Genomic DNA, 23,291 nt, shown 5'->3' on the forward strand with positions numbered 1-23,291 from the left:
CCCCGTCAGGACATACGGCGGCTCGGCACGGTGAGGTGGTAGCCGGATTCCAGCAGATGGGGCAGATACCGGCGGATGGCGCTGACGCTCTGCGAACGGTCGCCCCCGGCATCGTGGGAGAGCACCACGACGCCGGGGGCGGCGCCGTTCTCCACCCGGTCGACGATGGTGTCCGTGCCGGGCGTCATCCAGTCGGTCGTGTCGACGGTCCAGGCCATCGGCTCCATGCCCATCTCGGCGCCCAGCTGGAAGGCAGCGCGGTTCCAGGCACCGTAGGGCGCGCGGAACCACTGGGGGCGCTCCCCGTAGGCGTCCTCGATCGCATCGCTGGTCCGCTCCATCTCCCAGCGGATCTCCTTGCGGCCGAGGGTGGTCAGCAGCGGATGCGTCCAGGTGTGGTTCCCGACCACGTGCCCCGCGTCGGCCATCCGGGCCAGCAGCTTCTTGTTCTGGACCACCATCTCCCCGCACACGAAGAACATCGCCCGTACGCCGTACTCGGCGAGGGTGTCCAGGATGTGCGGGGTGTACTCCGGGTTGGGCCCGTCGTCGAAGGTCAGCATCATGTGCCGGCCGCGCGCGGAGATCCGCAGGATGGGTTCATGGCGCACCTTCAGCTTGTGCGGTGCGGCGCGCGGCGGGGCGTACCCGGTGAGCGGCTGGAGCCGGAAGGCGGAGGACTTGAGCACCTGGCGGGCCTGCGGGCCGGCGACCGGGGCGGCGGTGCGGGCAGCGTCCTCGCCGCCGCCCGCCACGATGACTCCAGCGGTACCCGCCGCCCCGAGGGCGGCGGCACCGGCGAGCAGCAGCCGGCGCCGCGTGAACAACTGATCTTTCTGCATGACTCATCAGTCGCCCGCGAGGCCTCCGGCGCACCGCAGCGACACCGGTGCGGCGGCGGGAATACACCCGGTCGGCCGACCGGCGGGGCACTCGGGCGCGCCCGCGGCCGGCGGCGGACGCCGGTGGGCGGGGGCGTGCCCGAGTGCCCCGTCACCGGCGGCGGACGCCGGTGGGCGGGCTCGCGGTCGCCCTGCGGCGGGTGCCGGGCCACCGTGTCCGGCAGCCGCACGGCCTAACGACGGCGCACCAGCGGGAACGGCAGGGTCTCACGGATCGTCAGGCCGGTGAGGAACATGACCAGCCGGTCGACGCCGATGCCGAGCCCGCCGGTCGGGGGCATCGCGTACTCGAGGGCGTCGAGGAAGTCCTCGTCGAGTTCCATGGCCTCGGGGTCGCCGCCGGCGGCCAGCAGGGACTGCTCGGTGAGCCGGCGGCGCTGTTCGACGGGGTCGGTCAGCTCGGAGTAGGCGGTGCCGAGTTCGGTGCCGAAGGCCACGAGGTCCCAGCGCTCCGCGAGCCGCGGGTCGGTGCGGTGCTGCCGGGTCAGCGGGGAGACGTCGGTCGGGAAGTCCTTGTAGAAGGTGGGCAGCTGGGTGCGCTCCTCGACCAGCCGCTCGTACATCTCCAGGACGACGTCGCCCGGGCCGTCGTCGGCGGTGTACGGCACCCCCGCGCGGTCGCACAGCCGGTGCAGTCTGAGCAGCTCGGTGCCGGGGCCGATCTCCTCGTCCAGGGCCTCGGAGAGCGCCCCGTACACGGTCCTCACCGGCCACTGCCCCGAGATGTCGTACTCCCGGCCGTCCCTGCGGGCGACCGGGGAGCCGAAGGCGGCGGTGGCGGCGCCCTGGATCAGCTCACGGGTGAGGTCGAGCATCACGTCGTAGTCGGCGTACGCCTGGTAGGCCTCCAGCATCGTGAACTCGGGGTTGTGCTTGTAGGAGGTGCCCTCGTTGCGGAACGTACGGCCCAGCTCGTAGACCTTCTCCAGGCCGCCGACGCACAGCCGCTTCAGGTACAGCTCGGGCGCGATGCGCAGGTACAGGTCGAGGTCGTAGGCGTTGATGTGGGTGGTGAAGGGACGGGCGTGGGCGCCGCCGTGGATCTGCTGGAGCATCGGGGTCTCGACCTCCAGGAAGCCGCGGTCCAGCAGGCCCTGGCGCAGGGCCTGTACGGCGGCGGAGCGGGCGCGGATCACCCGGCGGGCGGCCGGGCTGGTCACCAGGTCGAGATAGCGGCGGCGAACCCTGGCCTCCGGGTCGGCGAGGCCGCGGCGCTTGTCGGGCAGGGGGTGCAGGCACTTGCCGGTCAGCTGCCAGGAGGCGGCGAAGACGGTGGGCTCGCCGTGGTCGCTCAGGCCCGCGCGGCCGGTGGCGGTGATGTGGTCGCCGATGTCGGTGTGGGCGCGGAAGCGGTCGAGGGCGGGTCCGCAGCCGTCGCGGGTCAGGGCCAGCTGGTGGTCGCCCGACCAGTCGCGCAGGACGGCGAAGACGATGCCGCCGAAGTCGCGGACCAGCATGATGCGGCCGGCCACCGTGACCTCCTGGCCCACGGGGACGTCCGCGAGGGCGTGGGTGGGGGCGGGGACTCCGACCGGGTACGGGTCGGTGCCGGCGGCGCGCAGATGGTCGAGCTTGCGGTAGCGGACGCGGACCTGGTCGGGCAGGGCGGCGCCGGGTGCGGCGGGCCCGGTCTCGTCCCCTCCTTCGAGACCGAGCGCCGTCAGGGACGGCAGGCCCTCGGTGGTGGCCGGCCGCTGCCCCGTCTTCGGGTGCCCCTTTCCCCAGAGTTTGCGCAGCGACGGCACGGAGACGAATCCCTCGGCGATGCCGGAGGCCACGCCGATCCGGGCGAGGGAGGCGGTCTCGCCGTAGCAGATGAAGCGGGGGTACCACTCGGGGTGGTACTTGGCGTTGGACCGGTAGAGGGCCTCCAGCTGCCACCACCGGGAGAAGAACAGCAGCAGCCGGCGCCAGAGGCGCAGGACCGGTCCGGCGCCGATGCGGGCGCCCTCCTCGAACACCGAGCGGAAGACGGCGAAGTTCAGCGAGATCCTGTGCACGCCCAGTTTCGGGGCGGCCGCGCACAGTTCGGCGACCATGAACTCCATGACCCCGTTGGGGGCGCTGCGGTCGCGGCGCATCAGGTCCAGGGAGACACCGTCGCGTCCCCAGGGCACGAAGGAGAGCAGCGCGAGGAGCCGGCCGTCCTCACCGAGGGCCTCCACCAGCAGGCAGTCGCCGTCGGCGGGGTCGCCGAGCCGGTCCAGGGCCATGGAGAAGCCGCGTTCGGTCTCCGTGTCCCGCCAGGCGTCGGCCTTGTCGACGACCTCCTCCATCTCCCGGTCGGTGAGCGTGGCGTGGCGGCGGATGCGGCTGGTGGCGCCGGTGCGGCGGACGCGGTGCACGGCCTGGCGGGTGACGCGCATGTCGCGGCCGTCGAGGTCGAACCCGGGCACGTGCAGGATCGCCTCGTCGCCGAGCTGGAGGGCACCGAGTCCGGCGCGGGCGTAGGCGCGGGCTCCGTCCTCGGAGGCGCCCATGACCGCGGGTGCCCACGCGTGCCGGCGGGCCACGTCCAGCCATGCTGCGATGGCGTGCGGCCAGGCCTCCGGGTCGCCGACTGGGTCGCCGCTGGCGAGGCACACTCCGGCCTCGACGCGGTAGGTGACGGCGGCCTTGCCGCTGGCGGAGAAGACGACGGCCTTGTCCCGGCGGGTGGCGAAGTAACCGAGCGAGTCCCGGTCGCCGTAGACCCGCAGCAGGGCGCGGATGCGGGCCTCCTCGTCGTCGTGCAGGGCCGCCTCCAGGCGCTGCGAACGAAACAGCGTGGCGGCGGCGTTCAGCAGGGCGAGCGCGCCGAACAGGCCGAGCAGGAAGGTCACCTTGCGCGGCGGGCGGCCGCCGAAGGCGCTGTTGGAGACCAGCCCGCCGCACACCCGGTCGGCCGCCCAGGCCAGGTGCTGGCCCTCGGGGAGGGTGCCCGGGAACAGCGAGACCAGGCCCCAGCCGGCCACGATCGCGACGGCGAGGCCGGCCAGCAGCACGACCAGCGCCCGTCGCACGGCACCGCGGCGGGAGGCCGCGTAGAACTCCTTGCGGGCCACCACCAGCAGGAGGAGCAGCAGGGCGCACAGCACGAGGGAGGGCAGCGACGCGGCGTACTCGCCGAGGGCCAGGCCGAGGGCGTCGCTGAGCACGAGCAGGCCCAGGTAGACGACCACCAGCCACCAGGCGGCCTTCTTGCGGGCGGCGGTCGCCGCGGCCAGCAGGAACAGGAAGACCGCGTAGGCGAGGTTGGCGCTGATCGGGACCAGGAGCAGGTCGAGGGTGCGCACGACCGGGGCCAGGAGCCGGCGCAGCGGGGCGATGAACGCGAGCAGCGCGCACAGCAGGCCGAGCGCGGCGAAGAGGGCCCCGAAGGCCTCGGGCACCCAGCCGAGGCGGCCGCCGGCACGCGGGCTCGTCGGGCCCGGGGCATCCCGTCGCGCGGGCGGCCCGGCGGTGGCAGTCATGGTTCCGACTCTAGGAAGGGCCCGCGTGGCTCGCCCGTCGAGCGGGCCCGGGCCTCGGCTGGAAGCGCCGGTTCCGATAGCCTCGGGATGTGACGGAGCAGCACGAACAGCACGCGCACCAGTTCGAGCGGGGCACGGACGGGCCGAAGGTCATCGTGGTCGGGATGGACGGCTCCGACTCCTCGATGCGGGCCGCCGCCTATGCGGGCGGTCTGGCCCGGCGGCAGCACGCGCTGCTGGCCGCGGTGTACGTGCAGCCGGTCCTCGCGGCCGGGGCGGCGCTCGGGGCGCCGGTGGCGGAGACGACCGACGAGATCGCCGAGGACCTGATCGCGCAGATCCGGGAGGCGACGGAGCGGGTCAAGGGGATATTCGACGTGCGCTGGGAGTTCCACACCTTCCGCGGCGACCCCTACACCGGCCTGGTGAAGGCGGCCGACGAACTCAAGGCGGACGCGGTGGTGGTGGGTGCCTCGGAGCAGGCCGGGCACCGGATCATCGGCTCGGTGGCGGTCCGCCTGGTGAAGGCCGGACGCTGGCCGGTGACGGTCGTTCCGTAGGGAGCCGCTGCGGCAGCGGGCCCGCCGGGAGCGGGACTGCGGTCACGGCGAGCGCGACCCGCGGGTACGGCCACGGCGCGCGCGATCCGCGGGTACGGCCACGGCGCGCGCGACCCGCGGGTACGGCCACGGCGAGCGCGGTCCACGGGTACGGCCACGGCGAGCGCGGTCCACGGGTACGGCCACGGCGCGCGCGGTCCACGGGCCGATGCGGGTGGGTGCGGCGGCACACCCCACAGCCCGGTCACGAGGCACCGAGGGCGCCTGCACCGAACACGGCGCGAGCCATCCGGACGACCGCCGGGCTGCATGCACAACCTTCCGTTGGCCCTGGGCAGGAAGGCGAGAGGCCCTGGCCCGAAAACAAAGGGCCGGACGAGCATCGGCAACAACCGGCAGTTGTGCGGGTCGTCGCTCTGGGTGATCTGGACCTCAAGGCCGTGCGCGTGTTCGTCTCCGTGGCGGAACCGGACGGTTCCGGGAAGCCTCGGCCGCCCTCGGCACCACCCGGCAGGCAGTCTCCCGGCACCACCCGGCAGGCAGTCTCCCGGCGGTTCGCCGCCCCGGAGAAGGACCTCGGGGTGCGGCTGTCCATCCGCACCGCGCGCGGGGCGCGGAAGGCCATCGGCGGGCAGGCGTTCTGCACTCCCCGGTCCGGTCCGGGTAGGCCGTCGGCACCCACCAGAGGCTCGCCGCCCTGCGCGCCCGTTTCGCCGCCCCGCACGCCCACGTCGCCGCCCTGCGCGCCCACGTCGCCGCCCTGCGCGACCCTCGCCCCTCCCGGGAGCCGGTCCGGACCGGCTCCGTCCGTGGACACCCGCCCGGGCCGTGCGTGGCGTCTTCCGTCGGCGACTCCCCTGAGCCATCATGATCCGCCGTCAGCCGTTTGCCGTCGGCGAAGAGGTGAGGCGTATGGCCAAGCTCCGGGCAGGTGAAGGGATTCTCCGCCGCAAACCCATCGAGCACATCGAGGAGACCGAAGTAGCCGAGGGGCCGCGGCTGGACCGGTCGCTCGGGCTGTGGCAGCTCACCGCGATCGGTGTGGGCGGCATCATCGGCGCGGGCATCTTCACGCTGGCCGGCACGGTGGCCAACGGGACCGCCGGACCCGCGGTGCTGGTGTCGTTCCTGATCGCCGGCCTGGCGAGCGCCTGTGCGGCGCTGTCGTACGCCGAGTTCGCCGGGCTGATCCCGAAGGCGGGGTCGGCGTACACATACGGCTACGCGGTGCTCGGCGAGTTCGCGGGCTGGTTCATCGGCTGGGACCTGCTGCTGGAGTACACGGCGATCGTCGCCGTGGTCGCCATCGGCATCTCGGGCTATTTCGGCTTCCTGGTCGAGGAGATGGGCGCGAACCTGCCCGCCTGGATGCTGGGCGCACCCGGCACCGGACACGGACACCGGGTCGACCTGTTCGCGGCCGTGCTGTGTCTGCTGATCGCCTGGCTGCTCACCCAGGGCATCCGCAGCGCCGCCCGCTTCGAGACGATCGTGGTGGCACTGAAGGTGCTGGTGGTGCTGCTGGTGATCGGGGTGGGCGTGTTCCACATCGACAGCGCGAACTACCACCCGTTCTTCCCGTTCGGCATCAGCGGCGCCTTCACGGGCGCGGCGACGGTGTTCTTCGCGGTGTTCGGCTACGACGCCATGTCGACCGCGGCCGAGGAGTCCAGGGACGCCCAGCGGCACATGCCGAAGGCCATCATCTACTCGCTGGCGATCTCCATGGTGCTGTACGTGGCGGCCTGTCTGGTGCTGACGGGCATGCAGAACTACAAGGACATCGACCCGGAGAGCGGCTTCTCCTCCGCGTTCAAGGCCGTGGGGCTGCACGGTCTCGCCGATGTGATCGCGGTGGGCGCGATCATCGGCATCCTCACGGTGATGTTCACCTTCATGCTGGGGGTGACCCGGGTGTGGTTCAGCATGAGCCGGGACGGGCTGCTGCCCCGGTGGTTCGCCAAGACGCACCCGACGCGGCACGTGCCGACCCGCGTGACGTGGATCGTCGGGGCGGCGTCGGCCGCGATCGCCGGGTTCCTGCCGATCGGCGAGGCGGCCGAGCTGACCAACATCGGCATTCTGCTGGCGTTCGTGGTGGTGTGCGCGGCGGTGATCGTGCTGCGCTACCGCCGGCCGGACCTGCCGCGCACCTTCCGCACTCCGTGGATGCCGTTCGTGCCCGCGCTGGGCGTGGTCTTCTCGATCTGGCTGATCACGTTCCTGCAGTGGCAGACCTGGGTACGGTTCGCCGTCTGGTTCGTGATCGGCTGCGTCATCTACTTCGGCTACTCCTACCGCCGCTCGGCGCTGGCCGGGCGGCAGCCCGCCGAGTGATCACTCCCCCATGGCGAGACCGTCCGCGGCGGCCCCGCGGCCGAGGACCACGTCCCTGATGCGGTCGCGCACGCCCTCCAGGTCGGCGCCGTGGTCGATCGCCTCGTTGAGGTCGACCACACGGCCGGCGTCGACGTCGTACGCCTGCGGGATGAACTCGGCCTTGGTGACCGCCCAGCGGCCGCCGGGTCCGGAGGGCGGGGAGAAGGTGAAGCGGCCCACCGTGGACTCGTTGCCGCGCGAGTCCCGGATGCCCTTGTCGTTGTACATCTCGCCGGCGATCTGGTCGCCCATGCCGTAGATCACCCAGGTGCCGTTGACCTTCTCGTACGCCTGCGGGATGTGGGCGGTGGTGCCGAGGATCAGGTCGATGTCGGGACGCCCGTTCGTCCGCGAGGCGGTGAGGCGCTGGGCGAGGTCGACCTGCAGCCGGTCGGGGGCGTCCTGCCAGGCGGTGCCCCAGTGCACGGAGACGACGACCACGTCGGCGCCCGACAGACGGGCGGCACGGGCGTCGTCGATCACCCGGTCCGCGTCGATCAGGTTGACGGCCCAGGGCTGTCCGTCCGGGAGCGGGCGGCCACCGGTGTCGACGGTGTAGGAGAGGTGCGCGACCTTGGCGGGGCCGGCCTGAAGCATCGTCACCGAGTGGGCCTCGGCCTCGGTGCGGGCGGTGCCGGCATGTCCGAGGCCGGCCCGGTCCATGGCGTCCAGGGTGCTCCTGATGCCCGGGGCACCCTCGTCCAGGGCACGGTCGGAGGCGGTGGAGCAGCCGTCGTAGCCGGTGGCGGCGAGGCCGTCGGCGATCTGTGGCGGGGACTCGACGTCCGGACGGCCGGCGGCGGTGCCGTCAGCGCCGTAGACGGTCTCCATGTGACACAGCGCCAGATCAGCGTGGCGTACGACGGGTTCGACGCCGGCGAGCATCGGGCGGAAGTCGTATCCGGCGCCACCGGCGTCGTAGCGGGCCCGGTCGCTGACCGAGCCGTGCGGCAGCACGTCGCCGGAGGCGACGAGAGTGAAGCCGCGGGCGACGGTGGGCGCCGGAAGGCCGGGAACGGCGACGGGGACCTCCTGCCGCTGGTGGTTCTGGCAGGCGGCCGCTGCGGCAAGGAGCGCGGTCAGCGCCAGTGCCACCTGGTGCCTTCGTCCGATCATCAGTTCACCCCGGGATCGTCGTATTTACCGACAACGCCTTGATGAACATATGGGTATGAATACCGGCTTCTACGCAAACAGCCCGGATACCCTCTTTAACCCATCCGGAGCTGTGCATACGCGGTCACGGACCGCTCGCCCTACCGTTCGCCGACGCGATCGACCGTCCGTCGCAGGGCCGTGTGCGCCCCCTGTCCCCCCGGCGGCACCCTGCGCTGCCATACGGCCATGACGGCCGGAACCTCACTTCCCCACGGGACGACGACCGCCGAGCACGAGCTCGCCGCACTCCAGCGCGAGCACGGCGGGCCCCTGTTCGCACTGCTGCTCAGGCTGAGCGACGGGGACCGGCAGCGCGCCGAGGACCTCGTCCAGGAGACCCTGGTGCGCGCCTGGCAGCACCCCGAAGCGGTGCACGCGGACGGCTTCGACTCGGTACGGCCCTGGCTGCTGACCGTCGCCCGGCGCCTTGCGATCGACGCCCGGCGGGCGCGGCAGGCCCGGCCGCCCGAGGTCGGCGACGACGTGCCCGAGAACGCCCGGGTGACCGCCGACCACGCCGAGCGGGCCGCGGCGATGCTCGATGTCCGGGAGGCTGTGAAGACACTCACGCCGGAACACCGTGACGTATTGATACTCGTGTACTTCCGCGGGGCCAGTGTGGCGGAGGCCGCGCAGACCCTCGGCATACCACCCGGTACCGTGAAGTCGCGCGCGTACTACGCGCTGCGCGCCCTGCGCCGGGTCCTTCCGGGTTATGCGGCCGACCTGCGGTGAAACCGGGGCCCTGGTCAAACCTCGGTAAAGCGCCTTGCTACGACCCCCGTCAGGGCAATCAGCTGTCCTCATCCGCGTTCCGGACGGGGGCCGGCCCTATGGGGTCCAGGGGTTCGGGCGGCACGCACGCACCGGAGGAAGGCAGGAAGGGATGCTGCACAGAGGGCACGAGAGCACGGACGGCACCGGCGGCGGCGAACTGGCCGTCCCCATGGCCTGGTTGTACGCCGAGTACATCGCCGACGAACTGCTGCGCACCGGCGATCTGATGCCGCCGACGTCCTTCGAGTTCCGGGCCGGCCGGGACGCGCTGGCGCTGACCGTCTTCCTGTCCGACACCGATGGCGAGCTCTCCGGCATCCGGGTGATCTCCCAGCTGGAGAACTGGCTGTCGCTGACCGCCTACGACCAGCCGTGGCAGGACTGGGTGGGCGCGCGGATGGCCGAGCTGGCCGCCGAGCAGGCCGCGTCCGGCACACCGTCGCCGGACCTGGCCCTCGCGGCCGACGCCTGGCGCTGGCTGGAGGAGACCGAGCTGCTCGCACCCGACCTGGACGCGGTGCCGCAGGGCGGCGCGGTGCTCGGCGAGGACGACGGGCCGAAGGTGTGGACGCCCGCCTGGCGGCTCGGACTGCCGCTCGGACATCTGGCCATCCATCTTTTTTGAGCCGTCGGGAATTCGGACCAATCCGCGGGCCTGGCGGCTCCGAATCTCTTGGTCACGATTCGGTGTGCGCCTTGAGTGATTCGGTGGTCGGCTGCGTACGGGTGGGAGCAAGGAGTAACCCCACCCACACCCATAGGCACGAGGATTCGGCATGAGGTCCCTGGAAAGGCATCGCGACGTCGGCGCGTACGCGCTCGGCGTGCTGGACGAGGCGGAGGCCTTCCGCTTCGAGGACCACCTCATGGAGTGCCCTCGGTGCGCGGCACACGTGACCGAGTTCGGCCCCGCGGCACGGCAGTTGATGCTGTACCGCCGGGCCACGCCGCGCTTCGTGCACCCCGTGACCCAGCCCGGCCCCCGGCTGCTGGACCGGCTCATCGGCGAGCTCGCCCACCGGCACCGGGCACGGCGCCGTCGCTTCCTGTACGGTCTGGCCGCCTCCGTGGTACTGGCCGTGGCAGGGCCTGGGATCATGCTCCACGCCGGGCACGACGGGGCGACCACCCATGTCACCGCGGCGACGGACTCGGGAACGGGGGTGTGGGCCCAGGTCACGACCGAGGACGGGGACGTCGGCAGCCGGATGCGGCTGGAGGTGAAGGACGCCACCGGACCGCACTCCTGCCGGCTCGTCGTCGTGGGCCGCGACGGCTCGGAGCAGATCGTCTCCGGCTGGAACGCGGGCGACCACGACACCCGCATGGTCACCACCGTGGCGGGCTCCACGATGCATCCGGACCAGATCGACCGCTACGAGGTGCGCACCACGGACGGACAGCGGCTGGTGACGCTGACGCCGTAGCCGCGGAACCCGCCGGGACTCACTTCAGCAGCCGGGACAGTCTGCGGTCGGCGAGGGGCTTGCCGCCCGTCTGGCAGGTGGGGCAGTACTGCAGCGACGAGTCGCTGAACGAGACCTCGCGGATGGTGTCGCCGCAGACCGGACAGGGCTCGCCGGTACGGCCGTGGACCCTCAGGCCGCTCTTCTTCTCCGCCTTGAGGCGTCCGGCGGCAAGGCCGTGGGAGCGTTCGACCGCCTCGGTGAGGGTGGTACGCAGCGCCTCGTAGAGGCCTCGGGTCTCCTCGGCGGTGAGGGACGACGCGAGCTTGAAGGGGGACATCCTCGCCGCGTGGAGGATCTCGTCGCTGTAGGCGTTGCCCACCCCGGCGATCAGGCTCTGGTCGCGCAGGGCCCCCTTGATCCGGCGCCGCTCCCCCTTCAGCAGCCCGGCGAAGCGCTCCTCGTCGAATCCGGCGGCGAGCGGATCCGGGCCGAGGCGGGCCACTCCGGGCACGTCGTGCGGATCGCGGACGATGTACACGGCGAGCTTCTTCTGCGTGCCGGCCTCGGTCAGGTCGAAGCCCGCGCCGGTCTCCAGGGCCGCGCGCAGGGCCAGGGGCCCCTTCCCGGGGCGCGGCGGCCCGTCCGGGAGCCGGTCCTTCCACTGCAGCCAGCCCGCGCGGGCCAGATGGGTGACGAAGTGCAGGCCGGTGCTCCCCTCGATGTCGAGGAACTTGCCGTGCCGGTGCACGGCGGTGACCTCGCTGCCCTCGAACGCGCCGGGCGGGGGATCGTAGGTCTTCAGGACGCTGATGGCGACGGGCAGCACCCGTACGACCTCGTGGCCGACCAGGTGTTCGGTCAGGAAGTCCCTGAGGGCTTCGACCTCGGGCAGTTCCGGCATACGTCCAGGGTGCCATCCGGGGCTCGTGCGGTCAGGTGCGCGGGGACACCAGGAACTCGCACCACACGCACTTGCCGCCGCCGCGCGCCTCCACGCCCCACACGTCGGCGAGCCGGTCGACGAGGAGCAGCCCGCGTCCCGATACCCCGTCCTCCCCCGCGTCACGGCGGCGCGGCAGGGCGCTGGAGGAGTCCTCGACCTCGACGCGCAGCCGCCGGTCGCTGCCCTCCAGACCCCGCAGGGTGACGATCGCCGAGCCCTCGGTGTGCATCAGGACGTTGGTGACCAGCTCGTCGGCGACCAGTTCGATCTCGTCGGCCCGGTCCCGGCAGCCCCAGGCGCGGACCGCGGCACGGATCATGTGCCGGGCGTGGCTGAGCGCCTCCGGGTCTCCCGGGGCCACATGCTGCCGGAGCCGGCCGCCGGCCCGCGGGGCCTCGGGGATCCGGCGGCGCAGCAGGAGCAGCGCCACGTCGTCGTCCCCGCCCCGCTCCTCGGCCACCTCGATCAGCCGGGCTGCGAGGTCGCGCACCTCGTCCGGGCCCTTGGCGATGAGGGTCGTCAGGGACCGCATCCCGTCGTCGAGGTCGGTGCCGGGTTGCTCGACGAGCCCGTCGGTGCACAGCAGCAGGGTGTGGCCGGGTTCGAGTTCGAGTGTGGAGACGGGGTACTCCAGCCGGCCGAACTCGGCGGAGAGGCCGAGCGGCAGGCCGCCCTCCACCGCGACCCGGCGGCAGGTGCCGTCGGTGTCTCTGAGCAGCGGGTCGATGTGCCCGGCCCGGACCACCTGGACGACGCCCGTGGACAGGTCGGCCTCCGCGTACAGGCAGGTCGCGAAGCGGTCGGTGTCGAGTTCGTGCAGGAAGACGGAGGCGCGGGCCATCACGGTGGCCGGGGTGTGTCCCTCCGCCGCGTAGGCGCGCAGCACGATCCGCAGCTGGCCCATCACGGCCGCCGCGTGCGTGTCGTGCCCCTGGACGTCGCCGATGACCGCGCCGACCCGGCCGCCGGGCAGCGGGATCAGGTCGTACCAGTCGCCGCCGATGTCCCGGCCGAGGCCGCTCCCGGCGGTTGCGGCGCGGTAGCGGACGGCGACGTCGGCGCCGCGGACGCTCGGGATGGTGCGGGGCAGCATCGCCTGCTGGAGACCCTGGGCGAGGTCCTTCTCCTGCTCGTAGAGCATGGCACGCTGCAGGCTCTGCGCGATGCTGCTGCCGAGCGCCACCAGGACGGCACGCTCCTCGCTGGAGAAGCCCTGCCGGTCGTTGTAGAGCAGGCCCATGGCGCCGACCGGGCGGGCCTGGGCGATCAGCGGCAGATAGACGGCCGAGGTAATGTGCAGGTCGGTGATGTGCGGCCACAGGATCGGATAGCCCTCGGCGAACTCCTCGGGAGACTCGATGAAGCGCGGGGCGAGCGTGCGGACGACCTCGCTCATGGGATACGGCTCGTCGATCCGGGTGATCCGGGTGCCGGGCACGAAGCTGCCCGCGGGGCCCTCCGCGATGAGCCTGATCCGGCCGGCCTCCACCAGGCCCATGACAAGGCTCGCCGCACCGAGATGGCGGATGCCGTGGGCGTCCTTGAGGATGTCGATCACGTCCTGGACGGTGCGGGCGTGGGCGAGGGCGGCGGAGATGACCTGGACGACGCTGGTCTGATGGCGGAAGGCCTGGTCCTGGGCGGCCCGCACGCTGCGCGCCTCGCCGTCGGCGAGTTCCTCGGTGGCGTCGCGGACGATGCCGACGACCCGGCGCGGCCGGCCGGTCTCGTCGCGCCGGATGTAGCCCTGGGTGTGGGTCCAGCGGGGGGTGCCGTCGCGGCAGCGGATGCGGAAGTAGGCGCCGTAGTTCTCGCTGCCGTCCTTGATGGCCTGGGCGACGATGGCGTCGAGGCGGGCGGCCTCCGGCGGCGGCACCCGGACCGCCAGGGACTCCGGCCGGCCGTCGTACTCCTCGGGGAGGACGTCGAACACCTGGTGGGCCATGGCGTCCATGTGGAACAGCCCCGCGTCCAGGTCCCAGTCGAAGCTGCCCATACGGTTGAGCGCCAGGATCGGCCCCGGATGGGCGGGCCAGTCCTCGGTGAGTGACGGGGCGCTCGCTCCCCGATCAGCCATGGGGCCACCTTGCCAGGGTTTGCCCGATTCTTCGACTGGGACGGGGTCCGGCCTCCTCGGGCGCCGAGGTTACGCAGGCGCAGCGGTGCGGTACCCGGAGTGACGAGGCCTTCCCGGCGCACCGCCGGCCCGACGGCCACAATGGAGGCAGGAGCGCACCGCCGTGGACTGGTTCACCGCACCCGACTACTGGCTGAGCCGGCTGGTCTTCCAGCGGGCCCTGGCCGGGGTGTACCTCGTGGCCTTCCTGACGGCCGCCCTCCAGTTCCGGGCCCTGCTCGGCGAGCGCGGCATGCTGCCGATCCCCCGCTTCACGGCGCGGGCCCCCTTCAGACGGACCCCGAGCCTGTTCCATCTGCACTACTCGGACCGCTTCTTCGCGGCCTGCGCCTGGTCCGGCTGCGCGGTGTCGGCGCTGCTGCTGGCCGGCGCGGACTCCCTGCTGCCGCTGTGGGCCGGCATCGTGCTGTGGCTGGTGCCGTGGGCGCTGTACCTGTCGATCGTCAACGTGGGCCAGACCTGGTACGCGTTCGGCTGGGAGTCGCTGCTGCTGGAGGTCGGTTTCCTGGCCGCGTTCCTCGGCAACGACGAGGTCGCGCCGCCCGTCGTCGTGCTGTTCCTGCTGCGCTGGATCCTGTTCCGGGTCGAGTTCGGGGCCGGGCTGATCAAGCTGCGGGGCGACACGTGCTGGCGCAAGCTGACCTGCCTGCACTACCACCACGAGACGCAGCCGATGCCGGGCCCGCTGAGCTGGTTCTTCCACCACCTCCCCCGGCCGCTGCACCGGGTGGAGGTGGCCGCCAACCACGTCACCCAGCTGGTCGTGCCGGTGCTGCTGTTCACCCCGCAGCCCATCGCCTCGGCCGCCGCCGCGCTGATGATCGTCACCCAGCTGTGGCTGGTGCTGTCGGGCAACTTCTCCTGGCTGAACTGGATCACCATCGTGCTGGCCCTGTCCGCGCTCCGGCTGCCCGCCACGGCACCGTCCGTCGCCGCGGCGCCGCTGTGGTACGAGGCCGTGGTGCTCGCCCTCGCCGCGCTCCTGGTGTACCTGAGCTACCACCCGGTGGTGAACATGATCTCCCGCCGCCAGGTCATGAACCGTTCCTTCGACCCGTTGCACCTGGTGAACACCTACGGCGCGTTCGGCACGGTCAGCCGGATCCGCTACGAGGTGGTGGTCGAGGGCACGCGGGACGACGTACCGCGGGAGGACTCGGACTGGCGGGAGTACGCGTTCAAGGGGAAGCCGGGCGACGTGCGGCGCTGGCCCCGCCAGTTCGCTCCCTACCATCTGCGCCTGGACTGGCTGATGTGGTTCGCCGCGCTGTCCCCGGCCTACGCCGGCGACTGGTTCGGCGGTCTGGTGGAACGGCTGCTGGAGAACGACCGGGACACGCTGAGGCTGCTGCGGCGCTCGCCGTTCCCGCCGGACGCCCCGCCCCGCTACATCCGCGCCCGCCTCTTCCGCTACCGCTACAGCACCTGGCGGGAGCTGCGGCAGACGGGGGCGTGCTGGCAGCGGTCGTACGTACGGGAGTACCTGCCGCCGACGCGGCTGGCGGGGGTCGCTCAGAGGTCGTAGACGCGCCGCGCCGTGCCCTCGTACAGGGCGGTGCGCTCCGCCGCGCCGAGGCCCGAGGTCAGCTCCCGCGCTGCGGCGTGCACATCGGCGTAGGCGGCGGCCAGGGTGCACACCGGCCAGTCGGAGCCGAACATCAGGCGGTCGGGTCCGAAGGCCTCCAGGGCGGTGTCGGTGTACGGGCGCAGGTCGGCGCTCGTCCAGGAGGCCGGGTCCGCCTCGGTGACCAGGCCGGAGAGTTTGGCGGCGGTGTTGGGAAGTGCGGCGAGGGCGCGCACATGGGCCGCCCAGGGTTCGCGTTCCCCCGAGGCGATGGGGGGCTTGCCCAAGTGGTCCAGCACGAAGGTGAGCCGGGGCAGGGACGCGGCCGCCCTGGCACAGGCCGGGAGCTGGTGGGGCAGGACCACCAGGTCGTAGACCAGGCCGGCCTCCGCCACGGCGGTCAGGCCCCGCCGCACGTCGGTCCGCAGCAGCCACTCGGGGTCGGGCTCGCTCTGCACCTGGTGGCGGATGCCCTTCAGGAAGCGCCCGCCGGGGAGATCGCGCAGGCGGGCGAGTTCGTCGGCGACGTCCGGGCGGGTGAGGTCGGTCCAGCCGACGACGCCCGCGACCAGGTCGTGTGCGTCCGCCAGGGCGAGGAGTTCGGGAGTCTCCTCGAGCACGGTGACCGTCTGGACGAGGACGGTACGGTCCACTCCGGCCGCGCGGGCCGCGGGTTCCAGGTCGGCGAGGCCGAAGTTCCGCCGCAGCGGTTCGAGTTCGGGACCGGTGATCCAGTCCTGGTCCCGGACGGACAGGTCCCAGACGTGGTGGTGGGCGTCGACGGTCACGGCAGCTCCCGGACGAGATGGTGGGCGCGGACAGCAGTCACGGCAGCTCCCGGACATGGTGGTGGGCGCCGACGGTCACGGCAGCTCCCAGATGACGGGCAGTCCGGCGTTCGCGCCGTCGACGGAGTAGTCGTGCACGACGTCGAGCAGTTCGGCCATGCGGGCCTGCCAGACGACGTTGGCCGGCAGCCGTTCGAGTGCGGCGAGGAGGCGGGCGTAGTCCTCGCATTCCAGCAGGTGGAAGAGGTCGGTGCCGCTGCGCCAGATGGTCCAGGAGGTGGCGCCGGAGGCGCGGATGGCATCGGTGAGTTCTCGGGGGACCTCGCGGTGGGCGGCCTCGTACGCGTCGATGCGGTCCGCGCGGACCTTGGTGTGCAGGGCTACTCTCATGACGCTCCTCGGCGGGGCAGGGCGACTCTCATGACGCTCCTCGCGGGGGCAGGGCGACTCTCATCACGGCTCCTCGGGGGGCAGCAGACCGGTGTCCCGCAGTTCCTGCCAGAAGGCGGCCGGGACGGGAGTGGCGAACTGCGCGGCGCTGTCGCGGACTTCGGCGGCGGAGCGGGCGCCGGCCAGGACGGAGGCGACGGCGGGGTGTGCGGAGCAGAAGGCCAGGGCGGCGGCGCGCAGGGTGATGCCGTGCCGGCCGGCGATCTCCTTCAGCCTCAGGGCGCGCTCCAGCAGTTCCTTCGGCGCACGGCCGTAGTCGTAGGTGGACCGGGGCATCGGGTCCGCCAGCAGGCCCGAGTTGAACGCGCCGCCGATGACCACCGACACGCCCCGCGCGAGCGCCTCGGGCAGCAGCCCGGTCGCTGCGCTCTGGTCGAGCAGGGTGTACCGGCCGGCGCAGAGCACCACGTCCACGTCCGTGTCGCGGACGAACCGGGTGAGCATCCCGGTCTGGTTCATCCCTGCGCCGATGGCGCCGACGACGCCCTCGGAGCGGAGCCTCTCCAGGGCGGGATAGCCCTCGCGGAAGGCCTGCTCGGCGTGGTCGTCGGGGTCGTGCAGGTAGACGACGTCGACGCGGTCGAGGCCGAGCCGGTCCAGGCTCGCCTCCAGGGCGCGCCGGACGCCGTCGGCACTGAAGTCCCAGACGCGGCGCAGGACGGCGGGGACGGCGAAGCCGTTCGCCAGGTCGTCCCCGGTGCCGTCGGCCGGATCCAGGCGGCGGCCCACCTTGGTGGAGACCGTGTACGCGGCGCGGTCGTGGGCCCGCAGGGCCGCCCCCAGGCGGCGTTCGGAGAGGCCGAGGCCGTAGTGGGGCGCGGTGTCGAAGTAGCGGATGCCGTGCTCCCAGGCGGCGGTCACCGCCTCGTACGCCTGCTCGTCGTCCACCGGGGTGTAGAGGTTGCCGATCCCGGCGGCGCCGAAGCCGAGCGGGCCGACCTTGACGCCGCTGCGGCCCAGGGGGTTCACCGGGCCGCCGGGCGCAGCCGGAGGCCCTGCATGCCGCCGTCGACGGCGAGGGCGGTGCCGGTGGTGGCGCCGGACAGGGGGCTGGCCAGGTAGGCGACGGCGCCCGCGACCTCGGCCGCGGAGACGAGGCGGCCGGTGGGCTGGCGGGCCCGGAGGGCGGCCCGTTCGGCGGCGGGGTCGGGGGCCGCGTCCAGCAGCCGGGCGACCCACGGGGTGTCCGCCGTACCGGGGTTGACGCAGTTGACCCGGATGCCCTCGCGGACGTGGTCGGCGGCCATGGCCAGGGTCAGCGAGTACACGGCGCCCTTGGTGGCGCTGTACAGGGCGCGCTGGGGCAGACCGGCGGTGGCCGCGATGGAGCAGGTGTTGACGATGGCCGCATGACGGGAGCGGCGCAGGTGCGGGAGGACGGCCCGGGCGGTGCGGACCATGCCGAGGACGTTGATGTCGAAGACGCGGTGCCATTCCTCGTCGTCGTTGTCCTCGACGGTGCCCTGGGCGCCGATGCCGGCGTTGTTGACCAGGACGTCGAGGCCGCCGAGGGCCTCGGCGGCCTGTTCCACGGCCGTCCGCACCGAGGTGTCGTCGCCGACGTCGGCCCGCAGGGCCAGGAGTGGCCTGTCCACCGGGGACGGGTCCAGGTCGAGCACGGCGACCCGGGCCCCGCGCTCGGCGAGGAGGTCTGCGGTGGCCCGGCCGATCCCGGACGCGCCGCCGGTGACCAGGGCCCTGAGACCCTCGAAGTCGCTCATGCCGCCTGCCCCTTCCGGGTGTCGGGGTCGGCGGCCCAGAAGGTGCCGCCGGGGAAGGTGTACCGCGCCAGGGACTCGGGGCGCATGGCGGCCGAGAAGCCGGGCGCGGTGGGGGCCGTGTAGTGGCCGTCGCGGATCACCACGGGGGTGAGGAAGTGCTCGTGGAGGTGGTCGACGTACTCGATGACCCGGTCCTCGGTGGTCCCGGAGACGGCCAGGTAGTCGAACATGGACAGGTGCTGGACGAGTTCGCACAGCCCGACCCCGCCGGCGTGCGGGCAGACGGGGACACCGAATTTGGCCGCGAGGAGCAGGATGGCGAGGTTCTCGTTGACGCCGGCGACGCGGGCCGCGTCGATCTGGACGATGTCGAGGGCGCCGGCCTGGAGCATCTGCTTGAACACGATCCGGTTGTGGACGTGTTCGCCGGTGGCGACCTTGACCGGGGTCACCGCGCGGCGGATCGCGGCGTGCCCGAGGACGTCGTCGGGGCTGGTGGGCTCCTCGATCCAGTACGGGTCGAAGGCGGCCAGTGCCCTGGTCCAGGCGATCGCCTCGTCCACGTTCCAGCGCTGGTTGGCGTCGACGGCGAGGCGGACGTCCGGTCCGACGACCGCACGGGCGACCCGGCAGCGCCGTACGTCGTCCTCCAGGTCGGCGCCGACCTTGAGCTTGATCTGCCGGAAGCCGTCGGCGACGGCCTGGGCGGCGAGCCGGGTGAGCTTGTCGTCGTCGTAGCCGAGCCAGCCCGGGGAGGTGGTGTAGGCGGGGAAGCCGTGCTCCAGCAGGCGGGCCCTGCGGTCGGCCGCTCCTCGCCTGCCGCGTCTGAGCAGGTCGAGGGCCTCCTCGGGGGCGAGCGCGTCGGTGATGTAGCGGAAGTCGATCTGGCGGACCAGCCACTCCGGTTCGGCGTCGGCGAGCAGCTGCCACAGGGGCTTTCCGGCCCGCCGGGCGGCGAGGTCCCAGACGGCGTTGACGACGGCCCCGATCGCCATGTGCATCACGCCCTTCTCGGGCCCGAGCCAGCGCAGCTGGCTGTCGGCGATCAGGTCCCGGAAGAGTGTGCCGGGGTCGGCGCACAGCTCCTCGACCGGGCGGCCGAGCACATGGCCCCGCAGCGCGTCGATCGCGGCGACCTGGACGTCGTTGCCCCGCCCGATGGTGAAGGTGAAGGCGTGCCCCTCGTGCCCGTCGGCGGCGTCCGTGCGCAGGACGACGTAGGCCGCCGAGTAGTCGGGGTCCGGGTTCATCGCGTCGGATCCGTCCAGCTCGCGCGAGGTGGGGAAACGGATGTCGTGGGTGTCGACCGCGGTGATGCGGGCGGGGGCCTGGGACACTGAAGTCCTTTCCGTCGGGAGGCGGTGGGTGGCTCGGGTCAGTCCTGGGCCCGGCCCGTCGTCACGCGGGCGATCATGAGGGCGACGAGGATGATCCCGCCGTAGATGGCCTGGATCCAGAACGAGGGCACCTGCGCGAGGGTCAGCAGGTTCTGCACGACACCGAGCAGGAGGACGCCGGTGAGGGCGCCGAACATGGTGCCCTTGCCACCGTCCAGGCTGATGCCGCCGATCACGGCCGCCGCGAACACGGTGAAGATCATGTTGTTGCCCTGGTTGGCGCTGATCGCGCCGACGTACCCGGTCTGCAGGAGCCCGCCGACGGAGGCGAGGACCCCGGCCGCCACGAACACCCCGAGCATCACCCGGTCGACCCGGATGCCGGCCGCGCGGGCCGCGTCCGGGTTGCCGCCGATGGCGTACAGGGCGCGGCCGACCCGGTGGTAGCGCAGGAGGAGACCGGTGACCGCGAAGGCGAGCGCCGCCAGCCACACGGACATCGGGACGCGCAGGAAGGTCGTGGTGGCCAGGGTGAAGAACGCGTCGGGCATTCCGAACAGCGTCTTGCCCTTGGTGGCGCCGACCAGCAGTCCGCGCAGGACGATCAGCATCGCGAGGGTGACGATGAAGGCGTTGAGTTTGAACTTCACCACGAGGATGCCGTTGAAGGCGCCGATCGCCGCGCCGACGACGAGGATCGCGATCAGGGCGAGCGCGGTGGGCCACTCGGTGCCCCAGCCGGACTGGGCGGCGGGCAGGACGAGAAGGGCGCCCACGGCGGGTGCGATGCCGACCACGGATTCCAGCGACAGGTCGAACTTGCCGGTGATCAGGACGAGGGACTCGGCGAGCACCACCATGGCGAGGGCCGCGGAGGCGCCGAGGATCGAGATGATGTTGCGTTCGGTGAGGAAGGAGTCGTTGACGAACGCGCCCAGCACCATCAGCAGCAACAGGGCGGGGACCAGGGCGAGTTCGCGGGCCCGGCGGAGGAGGACGGCCTTGGCCGAGCGGGCGTCCGGGACCTTGGCGGGCGTGAGCGGCGGGGCCTTGGTGTCAGCCATGGTCCACTCCTTCGATGGAGGCGATCAGCTCGTGGTCGTGCCAGCCCGCCGGGTGCTCGGCGACGATCCGGCCGTGGAAGAGGACGAGGACGCGGTCGCAGCGCCGCAGGTCGTCGAGTTCGTCGGAGACGACGAGGACCGCGGTGCCGTCCTCGCGGGCGCTGTCCATGCGGGCCAGCAGCGACTCCTTGGACTTCACGTCGACTCCGGCGGTGGGGTTGATCAGGACGAGCAGACGTGGGTCGGAGGCGAGGGCGCGGGCCATGACGACCTTCTGCGCATTGCCGCCGGAGAGGTCGGAGACGGGCTGGTCGGGGCCCTCGGCGTGGATGTCGAGGCGTCGGATCAGCTCGGCGGCGACGCCGCGTTTGCGCCGGGTGCCGACGAACCCGTAGCGGCCCAGGCGGCCCAGGACGCTGAGGGTGGCGTTGTCGCCGATGCTCATCCTGCTCACCAGGCCCTGTTCGTGCCGGTCGCGGGGTACGCAGCCGACACCGGCCCCGAGGGCCGCCTGGACGTCGCCGAACGGGAGGGGGCGGCCGTCCAGCCGGGCGGTGCCGCTCATCGGCGTGTGCAGTCCGGCGAGGGACTCGGCCAGCTCGGTCTTCCCGCTGCCGCTGGAGCCGGCCACGCCGACCACCTCGCCGTGGCGGACGGTGAGGTCGATGTCCGCGTACGACGCCCCCGAGAGCCCGTGGGCTTCGAGGGCGACCGGCGCGTCGTCGGCCACCGTGTCCCGCACGGTCGCCGCCCGCTCGGCGACGGTCTCTCCGGCCATCGCCTCCACCAGCGCGGCCCGGGGCAGTTCGGCGACCGGGGCGGTGGTGATCCAGCGGGCATCGCGCAGGACGGTCACCGTCCGGCAGACCTCGTACACCTCCTGGAGGTGGTGCGAGATGAACAGGAAGGTGACCCCGGAGTCCTGCAGGGCGCGCATCCGGCCGAACAGCCGCTCGATCTCCCGGTTGTCGAGCTGGGCGGTCGGCTCGTCGAGGACGATGAACCGTGCCCCGAAGCTCAGCGCCCGGGCGATCTCCACCATCTGACGGTCCTCGACCCTGAGGTCGGCGGTGCGCGCCTCGGGGTCGACGTGCACGTCCCAGGTGGCGAGCAGCTCGCCGGCCTCGCGCCTGAGCCGGCGCCAGCTGATGAAGCCCCGGTGCAGCGGCTGCCGGTTGATGAACAGGTTCTCGGCGACCGTCAGCTCCGGCACGACCGTGGGCTTCTGGTACACACAGGCGACCTTGCGGCGCCAGGCGTCCCGGTCGGCGAGCGCGGGTGCCGTCTCGCCGTCGAAGCGTACGGTGCCCTCGTCCGGGGCCTGGAGCCCGGTGAGGACGTTGACCAGCGTGGACTTGCCCGCGCCGTTGCGGCCGACGAGTGCGTGGGACTCGCCGGGCCGCACCGTGAGCCGGCCGTCGGCGAGGGCGACCGTGGGCCCGTAGCGCTTGACGATCCCCTGGGCTTCCACGAGTGGGGCGCTGCGTGGTGTGCTCATTTGACCGTGTTGCCCCACAGCTTCGGGTCGTCGACGTTCTCCTTGGTGACCAGGGGCGCGGGCAACTGGTCCTCCAGGATGCCGCTCGGCAGTTTCACGATGGTCGACCCGTGGTCGGTCGGACCCGGCTTGAACGTCTTCCCCTGCATGGCCGCCTTGACGTAGTACAGGCCGTACCGGGCGTAGGCGTCGGCGGGCTGGGAGACGGTGGCGTCGATCTGGCCCTTGCGGATGGCGTCGAACTCCTGCGGGATGCCGTCGTTGGAGACGATGACGATGTGGCCCTGGTGCCCCGCCGCCTTCAGCATGCTCTTCGACTTCAGGGTCTGCAGCGTCGGCGCGAGGTACACGCCTCCCGCCTGCAGGTAGATGCCCTTGATGTCGGGGTTGGCGCCCAGCAGCGTGTCCAGCTTGGCGGCCGCGGTGTCGGACTCCCACTTGGCTGGGATCTCCAGCACCTTGAGCTTCGGGTACTTCTTCTTCACGCAGGCCCGGAAGGCCTCGGAGCGGTCGCGGCCGTTGACCGAGGCGAGGTCGCCCATGATCTGCACGACCTTGCCGCTGGTGACGTGCTGCCCTAGGTAGTCGCAGGCCTTCTCGCCGTAGGCGACGTTGTCGGCGCGGACCACCATGGCGACCTTGCCCTTGTCGGGCGCGACGTCCACGGCGACGACCGGTACGCCCTTGCGTCCGGCCTGGTCGAGTCCGGCCTGGATGGCGGCGCTGTCCAGGGGGGCGACCACCAGTCCCTTCACGCCCTGGTTGAGTTCGTTGTTGATGTCGGTGATCTGCTGCGAGGGGTCGCTGTTGGAGTTGACCGTCTTCAGCGCGTCGACACCCTCGGACTTGGCCATCTTGGGCACGTAGTCGTTGTACGACTGCCAGAACGGCGAGGTCAGCAGGGGCAGGATCACCCCGACCTTGCCCGAGCCGTCCCCGCCGCCGGCGCTGGAGGCGCCGGTGTCCTTCGTACTGCCGCATGCGGTGAGCAGCAGCGAGGCGCCGGCGGCCACAGCCGCCGCGCCGGTGATCCATGACCTGCTGCGCTTCCTCGCTGTTCTGGCGGGCATCTCGCGGCTCCTCATCGAGCGTGTTCCGAGCAGATGCCTGGATACTTATCAGACCACTCAGGCGCGAGAACACCCTGCGACG

Annotated in this window: 19 protein-coding genes; 6 read left to right on the forward strand and 13 right to left on the reverse strand. The window is 72.3% G+C overall.

Features of this window, described 5'->3' with window-relative positions:
* Positions 1-5: 5 nt before the first annotated feature.
* Positions 6-842, reverse strand: coding sequence for a polysaccharide deacetylase family protein (locus tag ACZ7P3_RS04560; RefSeq protein ID WP_472078927.1), 837 nt, complete (start codon positions 840-842; stop codon positions 6-8).
* A gap of 233 nt (positions 843-1,075) precedes the next feature.
* Entirely contained in the window at positions 1,076-4,354 is a 3,279-nt protein-coding gene (gene lysX / locus ACZ7P3_RS04565; RefSeq protein WP_472078928.1) for a bifunctional lysylphosphatidylglycerol synthetase/lysine--tRNA ligase LysX, read from the reverse strand.
* Positions 4,355-4,443: 89 nt separating this feature from the next.
* Between lysX and ACZ7P3_RS04570 the strand changes: the two genes are divergently transcribed.
* Entirely contained in the window at positions 4,444-4,914 is a 471-nt protein-coding gene (locus ACZ7P3_RS04570; RefSeq protein ID WP_472078929.1) for a universal stress protein, read from the forward strand.
* Between the two features lie 912 nt (positions 4,915-5,826).
* Positions 5,827-7,251 (forward strand): amino acid permease, encoded by a 1,425-nt coding sequence (locus ACZ7P3_RS04575; protein WP_472078930.1) that lies wholly within the window; start codon positions 5,827-5,829, stop codon positions 7,249-7,251.
* Here the strand turns inward: ACZ7P3_RS04575 and ACZ7P3_RS04580 are convergent, their stop codons facing one another.
* A complete protein-coding gene (locus tag ACZ7P3_RS04580) occupies positions 7,252-8,409 on the reverse strand; it encodes a CapA family protein (protein ID WP_472078931.1) in 1,158 nt (385 codons plus the stop codon).
* Between the two features lie 228 nt (positions 8,410-8,637).
* On the opposite strand from ACZ7P3_RS04580, the gene ACZ7P3_RS04585 reads away from it, so the two are divergent.
* The 3 genes from ACZ7P3_RS04585 (at position 8,638) to ACZ7P3_RS04595 (ending at position 10,655) form a co-directional block, all read left to right on the forward strand.
* Positions 8,638-9,186 (forward strand): sigma-70 family RNA polymerase sigma factor, encoded by a 549-nt coding sequence (locus ACZ7P3_RS04585; RefSeq protein ID WP_472078932.1) that lies wholly within the window; start codon positions 8,638-8,640, stop codon positions 9,184-9,186.
* Between the two features lie 151 nt (positions 9,187-9,337).
* Entirely contained in the window at positions 9,338-9,853 is a 516-nt protein-coding gene (locus ACZ7P3_RS04590) for a hypothetical protein (RefSeq protein WP_472078933.1), read from the forward strand.
* 151 nt (positions 9,854-10,004) lie between these two features.
* Entirely contained in the window at positions 10,005-10,655 is a 651-nt protein-coding gene (locus ACZ7P3_RS04595; protein WP_472078934.1) for a zf-HC2 domain-containing protein, read from the forward strand.
* Positions 10,656-10,674: 19 nt separating this feature from the next.
* On the opposite strand, the gene ACZ7P3_RS04600 is transcribed toward ACZ7P3_RS04595, so the two are convergent.
* Together ACZ7P3_RS04600 and ACZ7P3_RS04605 are read right to left on the reverse strand one after the other, a co-directional pair.
* On the reverse strand, positions 10,675-11,538 hold the full coding sequence (locus tag ACZ7P3_RS04600; protein ID WP_472078935.1) for an Fpg/Nei family DNA glycosylase: 864 nt from the start codon (positions 11,536-11,538) through the stop codon (positions 10,675-10,677).
* 31 nt (positions 11,539-11,569) lie between these two features.
* The gene (locus ACZ7P3_RS04605; RefSeq protein WP_472078936.1) at positions 11,570-13,657 is read right to left on the reverse strand and encodes a SpoIIE family protein phosphatase; all 2,088 of its coding nucleotides are present in this window, start codon (positions 13,655-13,657) and stop codon (positions 11,570-11,572) included.
* Positions 13,658-13,820: 163 nt separating this feature from the next.
* Here ACZ7P3_RS04605 and ACZ7P3_RS04610 point away from each other — a divergent pair, with 163 nt between their 5' ends.
* Positions 13,821-15,242, forward strand: a complete 1,422-nt coding sequence (locus ACZ7P3_RS04610; RefSeq protein ID WP_472078937.1) for a lipase maturation factor family protein — start codon at positions 13,821-13,823, stop codon at positions 15,240-15,242.
* On the opposite strand, the gene ACZ7P3_RS04615 is transcribed toward ACZ7P3_RS04610, so the two are convergent.
* The 8 genes from ACZ7P3_RS04615 to ACZ7P3_RS04650 form a co-directional block, all read right to left on the reverse strand.
* Complete coding sequence (locus ACZ7P3_RS04615; protein ID WP_472078938.1) at positions 15,230-16,069, reverse strand: amidohydrolase family protein; 840 nt, start codon at positions 16,067-16,069, stop codon at positions 15,230-15,232. The two genes, ACZ7P3_RS04610 and ACZ7P3_RS04615, sit on opposite strands and share 13 nt — an antisense overlap.
* Before the next feature lie 75 nt (positions 16,070-16,144).
* On the reverse strand, positions 16,145-16,459 hold the full coding sequence (locus ACZ7P3_RS04620; RefSeq protein WP_472078939.1) for an L-rhamnose mutarotase: 315 nt from the start codon (positions 16,457-16,459) through the stop codon (positions 16,145-16,147).
* Positions 16,460-16,522: 63 nt separating this feature from the next.
* Positions 16,523-17,488, reverse strand: a complete 966-nt coding sequence (locus ACZ7P3_RS04625) for an aldo/keto reductase (protein ID WP_472078940.1) — start codon at positions 17,486-17,488, stop codon at positions 16,523-16,525.
* A complete protein-coding gene (locus ACZ7P3_RS04630; protein ID WP_472078941.1) occupies positions 17,485-18,240 on the reverse strand; it encodes an SDR family NAD(P)-dependent oxidoreductase in 756 nt (251 codons plus the stop codon). Before ACZ7P3_RS04630 ends, ACZ7P3_RS04625 begins: the two co-directional genes overlap by 4 nt.
* Complete coding sequence (locus ACZ7P3_RS04635; protein WP_472078942.1) at positions 18,237-19,577, reverse strand: L-fuconate dehydratase; 1,341 nt, start codon at positions 19,575-19,577, stop codon at positions 18,237-18,239. The genes ACZ7P3_RS04630 and ACZ7P3_RS04635 overlap by 4 nt, the downstream gene beginning before the upstream one ends.
* 38 nt (positions 19,578-19,615) lie before the next feature.
* A complete protein-coding gene (locus ACZ7P3_RS04640; RefSeq protein ID WP_472078943.1) occupies positions 19,616-20,641 on the reverse strand; it encodes an ABC transporter permease in 1,026 nt (341 codons plus the stop codon).
* A complete protein-coding gene (locus ACZ7P3_RS04645; protein ID WP_472078944.1) occupies positions 20,634-22,139 on the reverse strand; it encodes a sugar ABC transporter ATP-binding protein in 1,506 nt (501 codons plus the stop codon). The genes ACZ7P3_RS04640 and ACZ7P3_RS04645 overlap by 8 nt, the downstream gene beginning before the upstream one ends.
* Positions 22,136-23,209, reverse strand: coding sequence for a sugar ABC transporter substrate-binding protein (locus ACZ7P3_RS04650; protein ID WP_472078946.1), 1,074 nt, complete (start codon positions 23,207-23,209; stop codon positions 22,136-22,138). Before ACZ7P3_RS04650 ends, ACZ7P3_RS04645 begins: the two co-directional genes overlap by 4 nt.
* Positions 23,210-23,291 lie beyond the last annotated feature (82 nt).

This window comes from Streptomyces sp. NPDC107581 (assembly GCF_055657175.1).